Origin of the sequence: Leuconostoc garlicum (assembly GCF_001998805.1) — a bacterium.
GTDB lineage: Bacteria > Bacillota > Bacilli > Lactobacillales > Lactobacillaceae > Leuconostoc > Leuconostoc lactis.
Genome location: NZ_CP016329.1, coordinates 1,114,075 through 1,131,702 on the forward strand (window position 1 = coordinate 1,114,075; position 17,628 = coordinate 1,131,702).

The 17,628-nt window shown below is 44.0% G+C and carries 15 protein-coding genes and 1 pseudogene; 14 read left to right on the forward strand and 2 right to left on the reverse strand.

Features of this window, described 5'->3' with window-relative positions:
* The first annotated feature begins 116 nt into the window (after positions 1 to 116).
* The 5 genes from A9176_RS05700 (at position 117) to A9176_RS05720 (ending at position 6,429) form a co-directional block, all read left to right on the forward strand.
* On the forward strand, positions 117 to 2,522 hold the full coding sequence (locus tag A9176_RS05700) for an exonuclease domain-containing protein (protein WP_077282519.1): 2,406 nt from the start codon (positions 117 to 119) through the stop codon (positions 2,520 to 2,522).
* Between the two features lie 38 nt (positions 2,523 to 2,560).
* A complete protein-coding gene (locus A9176_RS05705) occupies positions 2,561 to 3,094 on the forward strand; it encodes a hypothetical protein (RefSeq protein ID WP_029509235.1) in 534 nt (177 codons plus the stop codon).
* Positions 3,095 to 3,116: 22 nt separating this feature from the next.
* A complete protein-coding gene (locus A9176_RS05710; protein ID WP_077282521.1) occupies positions 3,117 to 4,298 on the forward strand; it encodes a pyridoxal phosphate-dependent aminotransferase in 1,182 nt (393 codons plus the stop codon).
* A 52-nt stretch (positions 4,299 to 4,350) separates the two neighbouring features.
* Entirely contained in the window at positions 4,351 to 5,658 is a 1,308-nt protein-coding gene (gene asnS / locus A9176_RS05715; protein WP_048701901.1) for an asparagine--tRNA ligase, read from the forward strand.
* 132 nt (positions 5,659 to 5,790) lie between these two features.
* Positions 5,791 to 6,429 carry a DnaD domain-containing protein gene (locus A9176_RS05720; RefSeq protein WP_010004532.1) on the forward strand — a complete coding sequence of 213 codons (639 nt, stop codon included), beginning with the start codon at positions 5,791 to 5,793 and terminating at the stop codon, positions 6,427 to 6,429.
* Here A9176_RS05720 and A9176_RS05725 read toward each other — a convergent pair.
* Positions 6,421 to 6,705: a hypothetical protein gene (locus A9176_RS05725; protein ID WP_010004533.1), complete on the reverse strand. Its 285-nt coding sequence runs from the start codon at positions 6,703 to 6,705 to the stop codon at positions 6,421 to 6,423. The genes A9176_RS05720 and A9176_RS05725 overlap by 9 nt on opposite strands.
* Positions 6,706 to 6,764: 59 nt before the next feature.
* Here A9176_RS05725 and A9176_RS05730 point away from each other — a divergent pair, with 59 nt between their 5' ends.
* From A9176_RS05730 to A9176_RS05745, 4 genes and pseudogenes are all read left to right on the forward strand, one after another.
* Complete coding sequence (locus tag A9176_RS05730) at positions 6,765 to 7,898, forward strand: THUMP domain-containing class I SAM-dependent RNA methyltransferase (protein WP_029509241.1); 1,134 nt, start codon at positions 6,765 to 6,767, stop codon at positions 7,896 to 7,898.
* 129 nt (positions 7,899 to 8,027) lie between these two features.
* Complete coding sequence (locus A9176_RS05735; protein ID WP_077282522.1) at positions 8,028 to 9,227, forward strand: aminotransferase class I/II-fold pyridoxal phosphate-dependent enzyme; 1,200 nt, start codon at positions 8,028 to 8,030, stop codon at positions 9,225 to 9,227.
* A gap of 220 nt (positions 9,228 to 9,447) precedes the next feature.
* Positions 9,448 to 9,972 (forward strand): GNAT family N-acetyltransferase, encoded by a 525-nt coding sequence (locus A9176_RS05740; RefSeq protein WP_181407071.1) that lies wholly within the window; start codon positions 9,448 to 9,450, stop codon positions 9,970 to 9,972.
* Between the two features lie 110 nt (positions 9,973 to 10,082).
* A pseudogene (locus A9176_RS05745) lies at positions 10,083 to 10,682 on the forward strand (nitroreductase family protein).
* A gap of 34 nt (positions 10,683 to 10,716) precedes the next feature.
* Here A9176_RS05745 and A9176_RS08970 read toward each other — a convergent pair.
* A complete protein-coding gene (locus A9176_RS08970) occupies positions 10,717 to 10,851 on the reverse strand; it encodes a hypothetical protein (RefSeq protein ID WP_257784547.1) in 135 nt (44 codons plus the stop codon).
* 119 nt (positions 10,852 to 10,970) lie between these two features.
* Between A9176_RS08970 and A9176_RS05750 the strand changes: the two genes are divergently transcribed.
* The 5 genes from A9176_RS05750 to pgmB all read left to right on the forward strand — a co-directional run bounded on the left by A9176_RS05750 (position 10,971) and on the right by pgmB (position 17,370).
* The gene (locus A9176_RS05750; RefSeq protein WP_077282524.1) at positions 10,971 to 11,915 is read left to right on the forward strand and encodes a LacI family DNA-binding transcriptional regulator; all 945 of its coding nucleotides are present in this window, start codon (positions 10,971 to 10,973) and stop codon (positions 11,913 to 11,915) included.
* Between the two features lie 111 nt (positions 11,916 to 12,026).
* The gene (locus A9176_RS05755) at positions 12,027 to 13,382 is read left to right on the forward strand and encodes an SLC45 family MFS transporter (RefSeq protein WP_077282526.1); all 1,356 of its coding nucleotides are present in this window, start codon (positions 12,027 to 12,029) and stop codon (positions 13,380 to 13,382) included.
* Between the two features lie 24 nt (positions 13,383 to 13,406).
* Complete coding sequence (locus tag A9176_RS05760; protein WP_077282528.1) at positions 13,407 to 15,674, forward strand: glycoside hydrolase family 65 protein; 2,268 nt, start codon at positions 13,407 to 13,409, stop codon at positions 15,672 to 15,674.
* A gap of 40 nt (positions 15,675 to 15,714) precedes the next feature.
* On the forward strand, positions 15,715 to 16,683 hold the full coding sequence (locus A9176_RS05765) for an aldose epimerase family protein (protein ID WP_077282530.1): 969 nt from the start codon (positions 15,715 to 15,717) through the stop codon (positions 16,681 to 16,683).
* Between the two features lie 12 nt (positions 16,684 to 16,695).
* Positions 16,696 to 17,370, forward strand: coding sequence for a beta-phosphoglucomutase (gene pgmB / locus A9176_RS05770; RefSeq protein ID WP_077282532.1), 675 nt, complete (start codon positions 16,696 to 16,698; stop codon positions 17,368 to 17,370).
* Positions 17,371 to 17,628 lie beyond the last annotated feature (258 nt).

Sequence of the window (17,628 nt, forward strand, 5' to 3'; positions counted from 1 at the left end):
TCTAAATAGTGTAAAATGATAGATGAATTGCGTTGTTAAGTTTGTCGTAGTGTTGCCTGATTAGGGCAAAGTTAACAACGCAATTCATCACTAAATTCCAGAGAAAGGTGTTTGCTATGAACGCCAATAAAACGTTTGTTGTTGTCGATTTAGAAACAACTGGACAGAGTGTTGCTCGCGGTGGGCGCATCATCCAAATTGGGATGACTTTTATCAAAAATCGCCGTATCGTTGATCATTTTGAATCTTTTGTGAATCCAGGTCAATCAATTGATCGCAACATTCAACAACTCACGCATATTTCAGAAAAAGATGTGCGTGATGCGCCTTATTTTGAAGAAATCGCACCAGTTCTACGTAACATGTTACAAGATACTGTGCTGATTGCGCATAATATTAATTTTGATTATCCTTATTTGAACGACGAGTTAGCGCGGACAGGCTTTCCAGTGCTGACCAATCCTGCCATTGACACGGTTCAATTAGCACAAATTTTGTTGCCAACAGCGCCAGGATATCGGTTGTTGGATTTGACAACATTTTTAAATATTACGCTTAATAACGCCCATCGGGCAAATGCTGATGCGCAAGCAACGGCCTTACTGTTTTTGAAGCTATGGCAAAAGGCGGAACAGTTACCCGTTATTGTTCTCCAGCAATTACAATTTGGGCAGTGGCCACTCCTGAGACAAACACAAGATTTTTTACGGGTGGTCAAATCAAAACGGCAACAAACTGATTTTGACATTGTGGCCCAAGTCGCCGTGACGAAACCAGAGCCCGTGCCACCAATGACACCAGCGACGTTGCCTGCCTATCCACAGTCTTCGCAAGAGAAGCAGCGGCAATTTGGGCAATGGTTAACCCAAAACGAAGCCCAGAATGATTTAATGAATCGCGTCTATGCGTTCCTCACTAAAAAAGCTGATGGCGTATTAACGGTGTTGACTGCACCGAAAATCGGCAAAACTTTGGGTTATTTGGTCCCATTAATTTTTGATCCGCAAGCACGTCCAATCGTGTTGTTGACAAATGATGACAGTTTGCAGCAACAGCAACAAGCGTTGGTGGAGAAAATCGCTAAATTATTAGATGTCCATTTTACGGCAGCCATTTTGCATGATCCGAGTGCGTATATTGATGTTGAACGTTTTAACCAATTGTTAAAAACAGCTGACGACACGTCGCCAGCCCAATTCTTCAAAGCCCGCATTTTAGTGTGGTTAACGCAAACACAGACTGGGTTATTAAACGAAATCCAAGTCGGCGCTACCAATTTGCCGATTCTAGATGCATTGCGTGGCAATGAGCAGGGGATTTTCTATCAACGTGCGCAACGTTTGGTCAACCGTGCTGAAGTGTTGACGATGAATTTTGAAACTTACTTTAATCAGGCGCAACCGCTTTTGGCAGCGCGTGAGCGTACAAAATGGCCGGTCGTGGTCATGGAAACGCCGAGTGCGTTTGTTGATGAATTATCAGCACATTATCGGGCACAGTTGAATTTGACAGACATTAAAAACAGCTTGAAAGGGTTGATGCATCAAGAAGTTGCGGGGCTCACGCATAAGCAGCGTTTGTTTGTCAAACAAAGTGTGGCAGAAGCCTTGAAATTAGTGAAGCAAATTTTGCAAACCGATAAGGTGACCACCCAACTCAAGCGCGCAGAACGTTTATTAATGATCATCATGCGTTTAATGACGATTTTGGATATTGGCGAGCATGGCGTTGTCCCGGCATCATGGGCGACCTTACCGCATGAACTGACCAACATCAAACGTTTGCAGCAAGAACCGCTTGTGACGGTGCAGGATCAAGAACACGACGAAAACGGGCAAACGCAGTTCACGAGAACATTCTTCGTTCCAGTCGCCACCACGTATCAAACACACTTTTTGGCGCATATCCATAAACTTTTGGTTGTCAGTGAATACTTAGATAATCAGGTGAGTGCCTTTTTGCGTGAGGTGCCAGAGCAGATGACGGCAGAACGCGATTTTATTCACCATGATAATCAACCGGTAACTGTGATTCAAATGGGTCGCACTTCGCCAGTCACGCACTTACAAGCGCTCACACAGCATAACGTGGGTGAAATTATGATGATTGTGCCAGATGGTGAACGGGTGAATCATTGGTATCAAAAGTTAAAACATGTTTTGACAACTGACTACGGACTCGTTGCGGAAGGGGTCACCGGCTCACTTGAAAAAATCCAGCGCCAACGGCATACCGAACAGCAAAACATTCTGATTGTCACACCAAAAATCATGTCAACCATGTGGTTACGCGATCAGGAGTTACCAAACATTGTGATTGTACCGGAACGGGAAGTTTGGCAACCAGTGTCACGTCTCGCCTTGGTATTAACTGAAATGCAACGTCATCCGAAAGCATTACTCGTCACACAATTAAATGCCATGCAACGCCATCGCTTTAAGTCACAAGCAGACATCAAAGCCAACGTGGTGTTAAAAAATAATTTGCTGGCACAGTATGGCCAAATTTTGACAGATTTTTGATATAATAAATCTAGCTATGCGTTGGAGGACTAAACAAAATGATGCAATTTAAAGATGATATTCGAATCCGCCAACGTCAACGCCGTTCCCGCGTTCATTGGGCGCGGATTTGGTTTGTCGGGGCGGGCATCGGAATTGTCGTGGCAGCCATTACGTTAGGTTACTTTTATGTGTCGTTAAGTCCGATGCGACAAGATGAGGCGCGATTGCAAAAATTGGTGAAGGCCAAAACAGACATCGCGACGGTTAAGCAAATTAGTGCTGATTATCGTAAAGGAACGACTTATGCGGTTGTTGGGACAACGGCTCGTGGTCAAGAAAAAGTCGCCATTGTCCATGGCAATAGTTCGCGCGTCACGGTTTATGATCGACGAGATGGGATGACCAATCAGCAATTAGGACAATTATTGCTGAAAACGTATCAGCCAAAGAAAATTTATTCTGCAAATATCAGCGAGTACAAAAAAACGTTGGTATGGGAAGTCAGTTATAAAGGGCAAAATAATGCTTTAAATTACCTGACCTTAGATTTTAAAACTGGAAAACCTTATCGGGTTATTAACGGCCTGTAAGTAATAGGAACGAGGAGAAAAAATGATTTCGGAAAGAGCGCAAGCAGTCGAAGCCGCCGCTACCTTGGCAATGAGTCGTTTAGCCAAGGCCATGCAAGCCGATGGGATTGATGTGATTAATTTGGGTGTTGGCGAATCAGATTTTCAAACACCTGAACACATTGCCCAAGCAGCGATTGCGGCGATTGAAGCTCATCAAACCAGCTTTTATACGCCAACAAGTGGGTTAGATGCTTTAAAGCAGGCCATTGTAGATCACGTACAGCAACGGTACGATGCCACCATCGCCCGTAACAATGTGACGGTGACGACTGGGGCTAAATTATCACTTTATGCGTTGATGCAGGTGCTCTTAAATCCAGGCGACGTTGTGGTTGCAGCGGCACCACTTTGGGTCAGCTATGTTGAACAAATTAAGCTAGCTGGCGGCCAATTGCAAACAATTGTGCCAGATAATGCCGCTTTGAAGTTAACAGTCGCTGATCTTGCGGCGTTGACAACACCGGTTAAGGCCATTATTGTGAATTCGCCAACCAATCCGACCGGCCAAGTTTATACGCGTGACGAATTACAAGCGATTTTGGCCTGGGCTAATGAACATGACACGTATGTCATTTTGGATGAAATCTATGGTCAGCTCGTTTATAACGGCGCAACATTCACGTCAGGCTTGCAACTTCAACCGCTTGAAAATAGCCGGATGATTATCGTTGATGGGGTGTCAAAAGCTTATGCAATGACCGGTTGGCGAATTGGTTGGACGTTAGCCAGTTCCGAGGTGATTGTCGCAATGAACAAGTTGTTGGATCACATGACGTCTAATCCAACAGCAGTTGCACAATATGCGGCGATTGCGGCATTGACAGGTGACCAATCATCTGTTGAAGTGATGCGACAAGCCTTTGAGAAGCGCTTGAACGCCACGTTCGACGCCCTTAACAGCGTGCCAGGCCTTGAAGTGACCGTCAAGCCCGAAGGTGCTTTCTACCTATTTCCAGAGGTTGAGCCACAAGTACTGACGGCGGCTGGGGTAGCTGATACCAGTGAGCTGTCGATGAAAATCCTGAAAGAAGCACGCGTAGCCATGCCATCTGGTGAAGGTTTCGGGATGCCAGGTTATTTGCGAATGGGCTATGCCAAAGACCAAGCAGTTTTGGACGAAGCTGTTCGTCGTTTAACTGAATTTTTTCAACAATACATTTAATTAAAATAGAGGAGAAGCAGGTGGTGCGGTAACAAACCACGTGTATATGATCATGTCACAAGATATTCCCACAATTCAAATTATCGATGCTAAAAACTATGTTGGCCAAACGGTCAAGATTGGGGCTTGGCTTCGTCAAAAGCGCGGTTCAGGTAAGTTGGCCTTTTTGCAATTACGCGATGGGACAGCATTCTTTCAAGCTGTGGTAGCCAAAGCAGATGTGCCGGAATCAGTTTTTGAACTGGCTAAAGGGTTAAAGCAAGAAACAAGTCTGTACGTGACAGGTGAAATCCGTGAAGATGCGCGATCATCATTTGGCTATGAAATGGCGGTGTCTGATATTGAAGTGATTGGTGAAAGCCATGATTATCCCATCACGCCAAAAGAACACGGGACAGACTTCTTATTTGATGAACGGCACCTCTACCTGCGTCATTTGAAGCCATTTGCCACATTGAAGATCCGGAATACGTTGATTGCCGCAACGTATGAATTCTTTAACAACGAAGGCTTTACAAAGTTGGATTCACCACTTTTGACTGGTTCTGCCCCAGAAGGGACGACAGAATTGTTTGAAACGGATTACTTTGGCGAATCAGCCTTTTTGTCACAAACAGGACAATTGTATGCTGAAGCAGGCGCCATGGCCTTTGGTAAGGTCTTTACTTTTGGCCCAACATTCCGTGCAGAAAAGTCAAAGACACGTCGTCATTTGACAGAATTCTGGATGGTCGAACCAGAAATGGCCTTCATGCATCAAGAAGAGAGTCTTGAATTGCAAGAACGCTATATTTCATTCTTGATTTCAAAGGTCTTGGAACGCAATGAGCAAGAACTTGATATTCTTGGTCGTGACAAGGCATTGTTGGCGTCTTACACGGAGCTACCTTACCCACGTATCAGTTATGATGATGCAGTGAAGTTGTTGCAAGACAATGGCTTTGATATTGAATGGGGTGTTGACTTTGGGTCACCAGAAGAAACATTCTTGGCTAATCACTTTGCTAAGCCAGTCTTTATTATCAATTTCCCAAAGGCAATCAAAGCCTTTTATATGAAGCGTCACGCAACACGTGATGATGTTGTTGTGTCTGCCGACTTATTGGCACCAGAAGGTTATGGGGAAATTATCGGTGGGTCAGAACGTGATACTGACTACGAATACTTGAAGATGCGCATTGAAGAACAAGGCTTAGACCTTGAGGAATACAACTGGTATTTGGATTTGCGTAAGTTTGGTTCAGTGCCACACTCAGGCTTTGGTTTAGGGTTAGAACGCATGGTGACATTTGTCACGGGTGAAGAACATATTCGTGAAGCGATTCCGTTCCCACGAATGACTAATCGTATCCGACCATAATTTTTAAAGGGCGAAGACAGCTTTTGTTCAGCGTCTCCGATCAAAACATGTTAGACTAAAGTAGATGATAAAAACGTCCAAGCTTAACTTGGACGTTTTTATAACGGTATTGGAATTAAAGTAGGTTGACAGATGGTATTAGATCAACGATTACAGCAATATATTCAAGCAGGTCAAACGGCGATTAGTAATGATTTGTTGCAACACTACCAAGAAATTGGGATGGATAATGATGATTTAGCCTTATATTTACAGGTAACACGTATCCAAAGCCAAGGGGATGCTGCGACGCCTAAAATTTTAGCGCAAATTTTACACGTGACTGAAAATGTCGTGGTTGCCCGCTTGAAAAGTTTGATTACGCGTGAGCTGATGGTGATTGCTGCGACCACGAAACAAGTAGAAACGTATGATTTCACGCCGATGATTGCCAAATTGCTGCAAGGGCAACAAATTAGTGTGCAGCCCATCATGTCTGATGGGAAATCGACGCGCCGTGAGATTTTCCAAACGTTGGAGGCTGAATTTGGTCGACCATTGACACCGATGGAAATGCAGACGGTTGGCCATTGGTTTGATCAAGATCATTTTGAACCAGACTTGATGTTATTAGCCATTCAAGAAGCTGTTGCCAATAATGCACGTAGTTTACGTTATATTGAAACAATTTTGGTGAATTGGCAACGAGACAACGTTAAAACAGCCACCCAAGCGCAAATTGCAAAGCAAAAGCGGCGTGGCGTGACCTACACATATGACAATTTATTTTAAAATAATGTGTGGGACGGGGTGTTCTAACTGTAAGTGAAACCCAAAAATTGGTTGGCCATCTGGCGCAAATAATTGTGTTTCGCTGCTCATATCTTGCAGGCGCGTTTGCAATTGGGATAACGTCATGGGATGCTGGCCGGTCACGATCATCAAATTGGGACCAGATGTGGCAAATTTAACCTGGGCAACTGGTAAAATTGCCGACGCATCTTGCCAATATAAACGACTTTTTGGGGACATATAGTGTGTGAGTTGTGTTAAATCAATCAATTTCATGTGCAATTAAACCTACCTATCGTCACGTGTTGTGACTTAATTAGTATAAAGGAAAACAAATGGAAAAAACATATCATTTAATGGCGACTGCTGCGGCAGGTCTTGAGTCATTAGTCGGCAAAGAATTAGAACGCTTGGGTTATGACCCAAAGGTCGAAAATTATCGTGTCCGTTTTGATGGCACAGCGCGTGACATTTTAAACGCTAATATTTGGTTACGAACAGCTGACCGTGTGAAAATCATCGTTGGTGAATTTGATGCGACAACATTTGATGACTTATTTGAAGGCGTCAAAGCTTTACCATGGGAAGATTATCTGAACTACGATTCAGAATTCCCAGTGGCCGGACGGTCTAAGAAGTCTGAACTCTTTAGTGTACCAGACGTGCAAGCCATTACGAAAAAGGCGATTGTTAATCGCTTACAAGAAGCGTACCATATTCGGACACGTTTACCTGAAAATGGCTACTTTGCGCAGCTTGAAGTCATGATCGACAAGGACCATGTGATTGTCACATTGGATACGACGGGCCCATCATTGTTTAAACGTGGTTATCGTGTCAATAAAGGTGGGGCGCCGTTAAAGGAAAACTTTGCTGCAGCGCTGGTTTTGTTGACGAATTGGCATCCAGATCGACCATTTGTTGATCCAACGACGGGATCAGGAACATTAGCAATTGAAGCCGCCTTGATTGGCCGAAATATTGCGCCTGGCTTAATTCGTGACTTTGATATTGAGCAAATGGATTGGTTTGATAAGACATTGTCTGAGACGGTGCGTGATGAAGCAGAAGCACAAGCAGATTATGACCGAACATTGGATATTCAAGGCTTTGATATCGATGAAAATATGGTACAAATCGCGATTGAAAATGCGAAGCATGCTGGCCTTGGACAAGATATTGTCTTTAAGCAACTGGCGGCCAAAGATTGGACGACAGACAAAGAAAATGGCGTAATTGTAGCCAACCCACCATACGGTGAACGCTTGGGTGAATTAGATGCGGCGCGTGAACTATATGCGCAAATGGGTGATGTTTATCGCCAATTGCCAAGTTGGAGTAAGTATATTTTAACGAGTGATTTAGACTTTGAAAATGCTTATGGTGAGAAAGCAACGAAGCGTCGTAAGCTCTACAACGGGGCATTGCGCGTCGATTACTTCCAGTATTGGGGCAAGCGTGCCAAATAAAAATAAAGCAAAATTTGTGCAAGTTGCATAAATTTTGCTTTTTTATTTTTACGTGATCACCCGTGTTTTTTCGTATGATATTGGTAGAATGGTTAACAATATTGAATATGTAAGAAATGAGGCGTAACTATGGTTGAAACAAATCCTGCACTAGCAAACATTTTTTCTGATCGTTTGCAACAAGTAGTCCCTAGTCCAATTCACACCTTTAGTGAACAAGTCAGTCATCTGCCAAATATCTTAAAGTTAACAATTGGTGAACCTGATTTTCCAGTCCCAGACCATATTAAAGCTGCCGCTGTGGCTGCCATTGAAGCGGATGATTCTCATTATTCGGTCTCTGCGGGCTCACTGGCTTTGCGACAGGCAGCTCAGAAATTTTTGGCTGAACGCTACCAATTAAATTACAACGCGACCACGGAAATTTTAACAACCGTTGGTGCCACTGAGGGCCTGTTTACAATTCTCTCAGCGGTCTTAAATCCAGGCGATGAGGTGTTAATTCCCACACCAGCTTACCCAGTATATGCCGAAATGACACACTTGAATGGTGGGGAACCGCTCTTGGTAGATGTGTCGCAGGATGATTTTATTTTAACCCCCCAGCGTTTGCGCGCGGTGTTAGCAACGCATCCCCGCATCAAAGTCTTACTCCTAACCAATCCATCGAATCCGACGGGGGCGACTTATACGGCAGCAGAAATGCAGGCGTTAGCGGACGTGCTAAAAGAAACGTCTGTTTTGGTGATTTCAGATGAAATTTATTCAGAACTACAATACGAAGGGGAACACGTCTCCATGGCGACTTATTTATCGCAGCAAACCATTGTTGTGAATGGCGTGTCCAAATCACACGCCATGACGGGTTATCGCATTGGGATTTTGGCTGGGCCAGCAGCGTTAATTGCTCAGATTAATAAAGTCCACGGATTTGTGATTATGACCCCATCGAATCCGGCGATGGCCGCGGCGACCGAAGCTTTCAATTGTGCGCGTAGTTTGGCGGACACCCAGCGTATGAAGGCGGCTTATCAGGCGCGGCGTGACTTTTTAGTCACTGAATTGACGGCTCTTGGCTTTGACATGGTACGCCCAAACGGTGCCTTTTATATTTTTGCTAAAATTCCAGCTGATTTAGGCCAAGATGACGTGGTGTTTGCCAATGAATTAGTAGCTCGCGAACGGCTTGCTGTTGTGGCGGGTTCCGGTTTTGGGCCTGGTGGAGAAGGCTATATTCGCATCAGTTATGCGGCGAGCATGGCCATGCTGGTTGACGCCATGTCGCGTTTGAAAAGCTTTGCTACTTCGGCGCGCGCAACAGCTGTTTAAAGGTGCATAAACTTGTTTTTTTTTGCTGGCTATCATGGTAGAATTAAATGATTAACTCAGCTGTTTTGTCAGTTTTATGACAAAGCAGCTGTGTTAATTTGGAATGAACTACCAAAATGGAGGAAACGTATTCGGGCAATCAATGACGACGTGAATGAGTCAGACCATGGAGTTGAATAAACGTGAGGGTTAAAGAATATTCCCTGAATACTTTGGAAATATGCCAGCAGTATACATGCGCCAAGCGTACGCAGATGACTTGCACGACATCAAAGCAATCATCGATAATGGACGAGAGTATTTGAAGCAACAAGGCCTTAACCAATGGCAAATGGGGTATCCCAATCAAGATACAATTGCCACCGATTTAGAGTTAAAACAAGGTTATGTGCTCGTTGTGGATGAAACAATTGCTGGCTATGCGGCCGTCATTGTCGGAGAAGATCCAGTTTATGGTGTAATCGAGGCTGGCCAATGGCAGAATGATGATAAATGCTATGTCACGCTACATCGCTTTGCGATGTCAAATGAATTCCGTGGTCAAAAACTTGCCCAGCGTTTTATGACAGCAATTTTGTCATACTTTTACGCACAAAATCAACGCGATTTTAGAATTGATACGCATCCAGAAAACTTTGCCATGCAAGCCGTAATTACTGGTAATGGTTTTCAAAAACAAGGGCATGTGTACATCCAAGAAGGTGAAGACCGCAACATCCGTTGGGCTTATCAACTGGTATTATAAGTGGCCGTTGTTTACTTATTTTAAGTCAGTTGGTATGATAGAACTATCACAAAGTGATAATTTGTTGGAAGGGGAATAGTATGGTCTAGCCATACTATAAAACATACACCATGTCTTTTACGGATCTACAAACAAAACGTCGCTCAATCTATGCGTTAGGACGACAAGTTACACAAACGCCTGAAGCCTTATATGATTTGGTGAAGTCAGCTGTGAAGTAGTCACCAACATCCTTTAACAACCAATCGGTTCGTGCCGTTGTTTTGATGGGTGACGCCCATGAAAAGTTGTGGGATATGACAGCGCAACGATTACAACAAGAAGTGCCAGATGAAGCAGCGTATCAGCAAACGTTGGCTAAGATTAACCACGCCTTTAAGGCCGGTTTCGGAACAGTATTATTCTATACTGATACCGACGTGGTTAAGATGTATGAAGAACAAATTCCACTTTATGCGGAAAACTTCTACGATTGGTCAGAACAAGGGCATGGCATGGCTGAATATGCCACTTGGCTTGCGTTGACGGAAGCTGGATTAGGCGCATCATTGCAACACTACAATCCGTTGATTGATGAAGCAGTCGCTGCGGCTTTTGATATTCCTGACAACTGGCGGTTACGCGCCCAGATGCCATTTGGCTCAATTGAAGCAGCTGCTAGTGAAAAAGACATGATGAGCGATGCAGAGCGTTTCAAATTTTTCAATTAAATTCATTTAAAAAGCAAGTAATCCTAAATAAGGATTACTTGCTTTTTTGCTGTGTCAATTTTGCCTTGATGGCCGCAATTTTTTCAGCCTTTGTTAATTGTGTTTGTTGTCCCGACTTGTATTTGGCATCGGCTTGTTTTTGCTTAAAGTCAATCTGATAACGTCCCATATTTTCCATCCTTTTGTGTCTCTAATAGTATACCTTATTCTAACGGCGAAATATAGGGCAGTCGTTTACTTGACGGGTCATGGTAAAATGAGAAACATAAGCAACATAAAGGAGTTAACATGGCAAATTTAGCAGATGTCGCACATCGTGCGCATGTTTCTAAAATGACAGTGAGTCGGGTGATCAATCATCCGGAGAAAGTTTCAAAAGAAGTGCGAGACGCCGTCCGCGCAGCAATTGAAGCCGTTGGTTATCAACCTAATCGGATGGCCCAAGCACTGGTGACAAATCGGCACTACGTGATTGAATTTCTAGTCTTAGAAGATGTCGTGACGGTTGAACCAAACTATGCGATTTTATTACTACAACTAGCTGATCTCTTAAATAAAAAAGGCTATACCTTACAAATTAGTACCAAAATTCAGGACAATCACCAAATTGATGGGGTGATTGTGAGTGGTTGGCGACATGCAGATTTGGCCGCTTTAGAGGCCTTAAATGTACCAGTTGTCTTATATGGGGAATCACCGCTTGATCATGATATGGCCTTTGTGGATAGTGATAACCGTCTCGGGACAACGCTAGCAACCCAGCATTTGATTCAGGCCGGTTATGACAAAATTATATACATTGGCATGCAGGTTGATTTGCCATTTATGCGCGAACGCGAACAGGGTTATTTAGCTACCATGGCTGCGAATAAACGCGTATCGCGGGTGTATACGGTCGCTAATCACTCGCATGAGGCCGAACGGTTGATTGATAATTTGATGCCACATTTACCAGAAAACACTGGCATTGTTTGTGCAACCGACCGGATTGCCTTGGGCGTTGTCCGAGCATTGGGACGAAATCATGGCATACCGGATAAGTATGGGGTGGTCGGTTTTGATGGCGTCTTCATTGATCAAATTACGTCACCACAATTAACGACGATTCGACAACCCTTTGAACAAATTGCGCAAGCTTTGGTGGATAATTTGTTTTTACAACTCAATAATGGGGAGCTAGGGATGCAGCGTTTAGCGCCAGATTTGATTATTCGAGACACAACGCGCCACTAAAAAACATGTTACCGTTAACACCGCGAAAGCGGTTTCATTTTTTTACATTATGTTTTATACTAATAACTGTAAACGCTTACAATATTATATGTTTTATTTAAGGAGACGATTATGGTTAACAAGCAAAAAGGCCAAGGCCTACCAAATTTGCCATTAAGCACAATTTGGATGTTGAGTTTTGGTTTCTTAGGCGTACAGATGGCGTTCTCATTGCAGAGTTCACAAATGGGACGTATCTTTCAAACACTTGGGGCTGACCCCACAAAATTAGGATTCTTCTTTATCTTACCACCACTTGCTGGACTCTTTGTTCAGCCAATTGTGGGTTACTTCTCAGACCGCACATGGACAAAGCGCTTTGGACGCCGCATGCCTTACCTATTGGTCGGGGCATTGGTCTCAGTTGTTGTGATGTTCTTGTTGCCAAACTCAGGTAGTTTCGGCTTCTCAACAACGGCTGGTCTATGGTTTGGTGCCATTACAATTTTGTTCATGGATTTGAGTTCTAACGTGGCAATGCAACCCTTCAAAATGGTTGTTGGTGACATGGTCAACGAAGATCAGAAGTCATACGCATACTCAATCCAGAGTTTCCTCTCAAATACGGGTTCAGTCTTAGCAACAATCTTCCCATTCTTGCTGACAGCAGTTGGTGTTGCTAACACGGCGCCAAAGGGTGAAGTGCCTGCTTCTGTTGTCATTTCATTCTATGTTGGTGCCATTGTGTTGGTTATCTTCTCATTGATCGCCGTATTTAATGTCAAAGAATATGACGATGCCACATACGAACTTTACCATGGTTATGCTTTGAACACAGCTGAAAATGGTAATGGTGATTTCTTCGCTTTGCTCAAGCGTGCCCCAAAGACTTTCTGGACAGTAACAGTCACACAATTCTTCTGCTGGATGGCTTTCCAATACCTTTGGACTTATGGTACTGGTGCGGTCGCTGATAACATTTTCAATGCGACTGATCCAACAACAGCAGGTTACCAAAACGGTGGTAACTGGTTTGGTATCATGTCAGCTGTTTACGCGGTTGCAGCCGTCGTTTGGTCACTTGTTTTGTCAAAGATTCCAGCTTCACGTAACAAGCTAGGTTATGCTTTGTCACTCTTCTTGGGCGCAATTGGTTTTGCGTCAGTATTCTTTGTCCACTCACAATACTTGTTGATTGTGTCATTTATCTTAATTGGTATTTCATGGGCCGGTATGATGACTTACCCATTCATCATGGTGACAAATGCGTTGCCAGGTGATCACATGGGCACATACTTGGGCTTGTTTAACGGCTCAATCTGCTTGCCACAAATTGTGGCTTCAGTTGCCAGCTTCGCATTGTTCCCAGCTTTGGGTTCAAGCTTCCCAGTCATGATTTTGGTATCTGGTATCTTGATGTTCCTTGGTGCGCTAAGTGTTGCCTTTATTAAGGAAATCCACAGTAACCCAGTTAATGCTGATGTATAATAAACGTAATGAGGTATAAAACAAATGAAAAGAATTTTTGAAGTTAATCCCTGGACAGTCACAACCCACGAATTGAATCCACAAGACAAGCGTCTTCAGGAATCAATGACCAGTTTGGGAAATGAATATATGGGCATGCGTGGCATGTTTGAAGAAGTGTATTCAGGTGATACGCACCAAGGTATTTATATCGGTGGTGTCTGGTTCCCCGACAAAACACGTGTTGGTTGGTGGAAGAATGGTTATCCACACTACTTCGGTAAGGCAATTAATGCTTTGAATTTTGTTAAAGCAGATTTCTATATCGATGGCCAACAAGTGGACTTGGCGAAAAATGATGTTCAAGACTTTGAGTTGTCATTGGATATGCAAAAGGGTGTCTTAAACCGTACCTTTACGGTATTTGGTGTCAAAGTGACGGTAACCCGTTTGATTTCAGTCGCACAAAAGGAATTAGCCGTCTTGCATTACACGTTTGCCTCAGCGGATGGTCAAGCCCATCAAGTGCGCTTTGACGCAAGTATTGATGCAGATGTTGTCAATGAAGATTCAAACTATGATGAAAAGTTCTGGCAAGTGTTGTCAGCTGGTCATGAAAATGACGCCTCATTTATTGCCACACAAACGGTTGAAAATCCATTTGGTGTGCCACAATTTACAGTCGTAGCGCGTCAAAGCTTTGTCGGTGGTGACAACCAAACGACCTCACAAACAGCAACCGAAGTGACTGATCACTTTGAGTTGACGGTGCCAGCAGCTGGCGAAGTGACATTTGAAAAGCGTGTTGTCGTGACAACATCACGTGATTATGCGGATTTGGATGCCGTGGTCGCTGCAGGTGCTGAAATCACGCAAGCGATTGCAGGACAAAGCTATGATGACTTGTATACAGCACACACCCAAGAATGGGCTAACCGTTGGGAAAAGGCCGATGTTCAAATTGAAGGGGACGATGCCGCCCAACAAGGTATTCGCTTCAATCTCTTCCAATTGTTCTCAACTTACTACGGTAACGATCCACGCTTGAACATTGGACCAAAGGGCTTCACTGGCGAAAAGTATGGTGGGGCAACGTACTGGGATACGGAAGCGTTTGCCATCCCAGTTTACCTTGGGGTTGCTGAACCTGAAGTGACACGATCATTGTTGCAATACCGTTTTGATCAACTTGATGGTGCTTTCCATAACGCTAAGGAACAAGGCCTAGCAGGTGCTTTGTATCCAATGGTAACCTTTGATGGCATTGAATCACACAACGAATGGGAAATTACGTTTGAAGAAATTCACCGTAATTCAACGATTGCTTATGCAATTTATAACTACACTAACATTACCGGCGACCGTTCATGGTTGACAGGTGATGGGGCGCAAGTTTTGTACAACATTGCGCGCTTCTGGGCTGATCGTGTGCACTATTCTGAACGTCACGGCCAATACATGATTCATGGTGTCACGGGACCAAACGAATACGAAAACAACGTCAACAACAACTTCTACACCAACTGGATGGCCAAGTGGGTCTTGCAGTATGCGTTGGATAACTACGATGACATTGCAGATGATCAAAAGGCACGTTTGAATGTGTCAGCTGACGAACTTGCAAAGTGGCAAGACATTGTGGCTAAGATGTATTTGCCAGAAGCAGATATCACGCTGAAGGGCAAGGACTACCATATCTTTGAACAACACGATACGTTCTTGGATAAGGATTTGACACCAATTGCTGATATGCCACAAGATATTCGCCCAATTAACCAAAACTGGTCATGGGATCGCATCTTGCGCTCACCATATATTAAGCAATCAGACACATTGCATGCGATGTTCTACTTCCCAGATGCCTTTACTGAAGATGAAAAGCGTCAAAACTTTGAATTCTACGAACCATTGACAGTGCATGAATCATCATTGTCACCATCTGTTCACGCCATTTTGGCTGCTGATCTTGAAATGTCAGATAAGGCCGTTGAAATGTATGAGCGTGCGGCCCGTTTGGATTTGGATAACTATAACAACGATACAGAAGATGGCCTTCATATTACAGCGATGACAGGTTCATGGTTGGCGATTGTCCAAGGCTTTGCTGGCATGCGTGTTCGTGATGGTCAACTGCACTTGAAGCCATTCTTGCCAAAGAAGTGGGACAAGTACAGCTTCCGTTTGGTCTTCCGTGGTCATGTCTTGGAAGTATCAGTTGACCAAACTGGTGCCAATGTGCAACTTATTAGTGGTGACCCATTGACAATTAACCTTTCAGGAGAAGAAGTGACATTGTCAAAGTCAGACAAGTAAGCGTGTTGTGACACATTTGACTTGAAGTAAGGTAGGGGTTATGCAAGTAAAAGAGCAGGTATTTGGCCATTTACCAGATGGTCAAGAAGTAACGGCGTACACGTTAGTCAATGATAATCAAACAGCGGTGACCGCTTTGACCTATGGCGCGACTTGGCAATCATTTCGCGTGATTAAAGCTGGTCAATCACATGAACTACTGGTTAATTTTGATCAGCTGTCTGACTATGTGGGACAACCTTTCCACGTGGGGCATACAATCGGTCCAGTGGGTGGTCGCTTATCGCAAGTGGCCTATCAATTTGACGGTGAAGCGTTCAAATTAACACCGAATGATGGCCCAAACATTTTGCACTCAGGTATTAATGGGTTTGATCGCGTGAATTGGCAAGCATCCGTGACGCAAGATACCCACCAAGTAGCGGTGCATTTTACTCACACGTTTGTGACAGAATTTCCCGGCGAATTGCGGGCAGAAGTAACGTATACACTGGATGAGGCTGATCGTGTGACGATCACATTCAGTGGGCAATCAACGGCAACGACATTATTCAATCCGATGACCCATGTTTATTTCAACTTTGATGGGCGACAGCAAGATGCGAGCCAGCATGAATTACAAATTGCTGCGCGTGAGCATGTGGCAGTTGATGACGCTAAAATCCCAACTGGAATACTGGTTGAAAACACTGGGACTAAATTTGACCTCGAAGCGTTAAAACCAATTGGTGACACCCGCTTTGATGATGCTTGGCGCTTGGCTGATGATCGGCAAGGGCCGGCAGTGATCTTACGCTCGCCCAAGACTGGTGTGGCGCTTGCCATTGATTCAGATCGTAACGGGGTGGTGGTCTTTACGACCAATCCAGCGATGGATAGTGATCAGATGACAGCCGTTGCGATTGAAATGCAAACCTTACCTGACGCGGTTAATCATCCAGACTTTGGGGATATTGTGTTACCGGCAAATGTGAAGAAAACCTATCAAGTGACTTATGATTTAATTTAAAGGAGTCAAAAAATGACTAATTTTTCAGAAATAAAGGGCTTCCTCTTTGACCTAGATGGTGTGATCGCTGATACGGCGAAGTTCCATGGTCAAGCTTGGCGACAGGTCGCTGACAAAGTTGGCACACCTTGGACAGATGAATTGGCTGAAGGCCTCAAGGGGATTAGCCGGATGGATTCTCTCCAACTGATTTTAGAAGCCAGTGGGCAGGGCGATGCTTATAGTGACGCGGAAAAAGCAGTTTTGGCTGACGAAAAGAACCGCAACTATCAAACATTGATTGCTACACTGACAGAAGCTGATATTTTACCGGGGATGAAGGCCTTCATTACCAATGCTAAAGCAGCAGGGTATCAACTCGCCATTGCTTCAGCATCTAAGAATGCGCCACTTATTCTTGAACACCTCGGTTTGATAGATGATTTTGTTGGGATTGTTGATCCAGCAACGCTTGCTAAGGGTAAGCCAGATCCAGAAATCTTTGTGCGGTCGGCTGAAATTTTATCATTGCCACCAGAACAAACGATTGGCTTAGAAGATTCAACTTCTGGTATTGAAGCGATTAACGCCGCTGGCGCAATATCATTGGGTATTGGTGATCCAAATGTGTTGTCAGCAGCAGACTTGAATTTTGCAACAACTGCAGATGTGACGCTTGAAAACATTGCGGCTTTAATGGATAAATAACTGCTTGACTTTAAAGCAGTGACCCGATATGATTAGGTTATATATTAAAGCCGATGAATTGGAAAAATCACAGTTTGGACCTTTAGAAATTTTGCGGGTGATGTAAGCAAAACAATGACGTGATTGGTGACACCTTGGAGGTCGCTGTTGTTCAAGACAGTGCGTGGTTGCGCGATAAGCAGTCAAAGTGACAGTCAGTACTGTCAATATTTAAGGTGGTACCGTGCAAAAGCGCCCTTAACGATTAGTCGTTAAGGG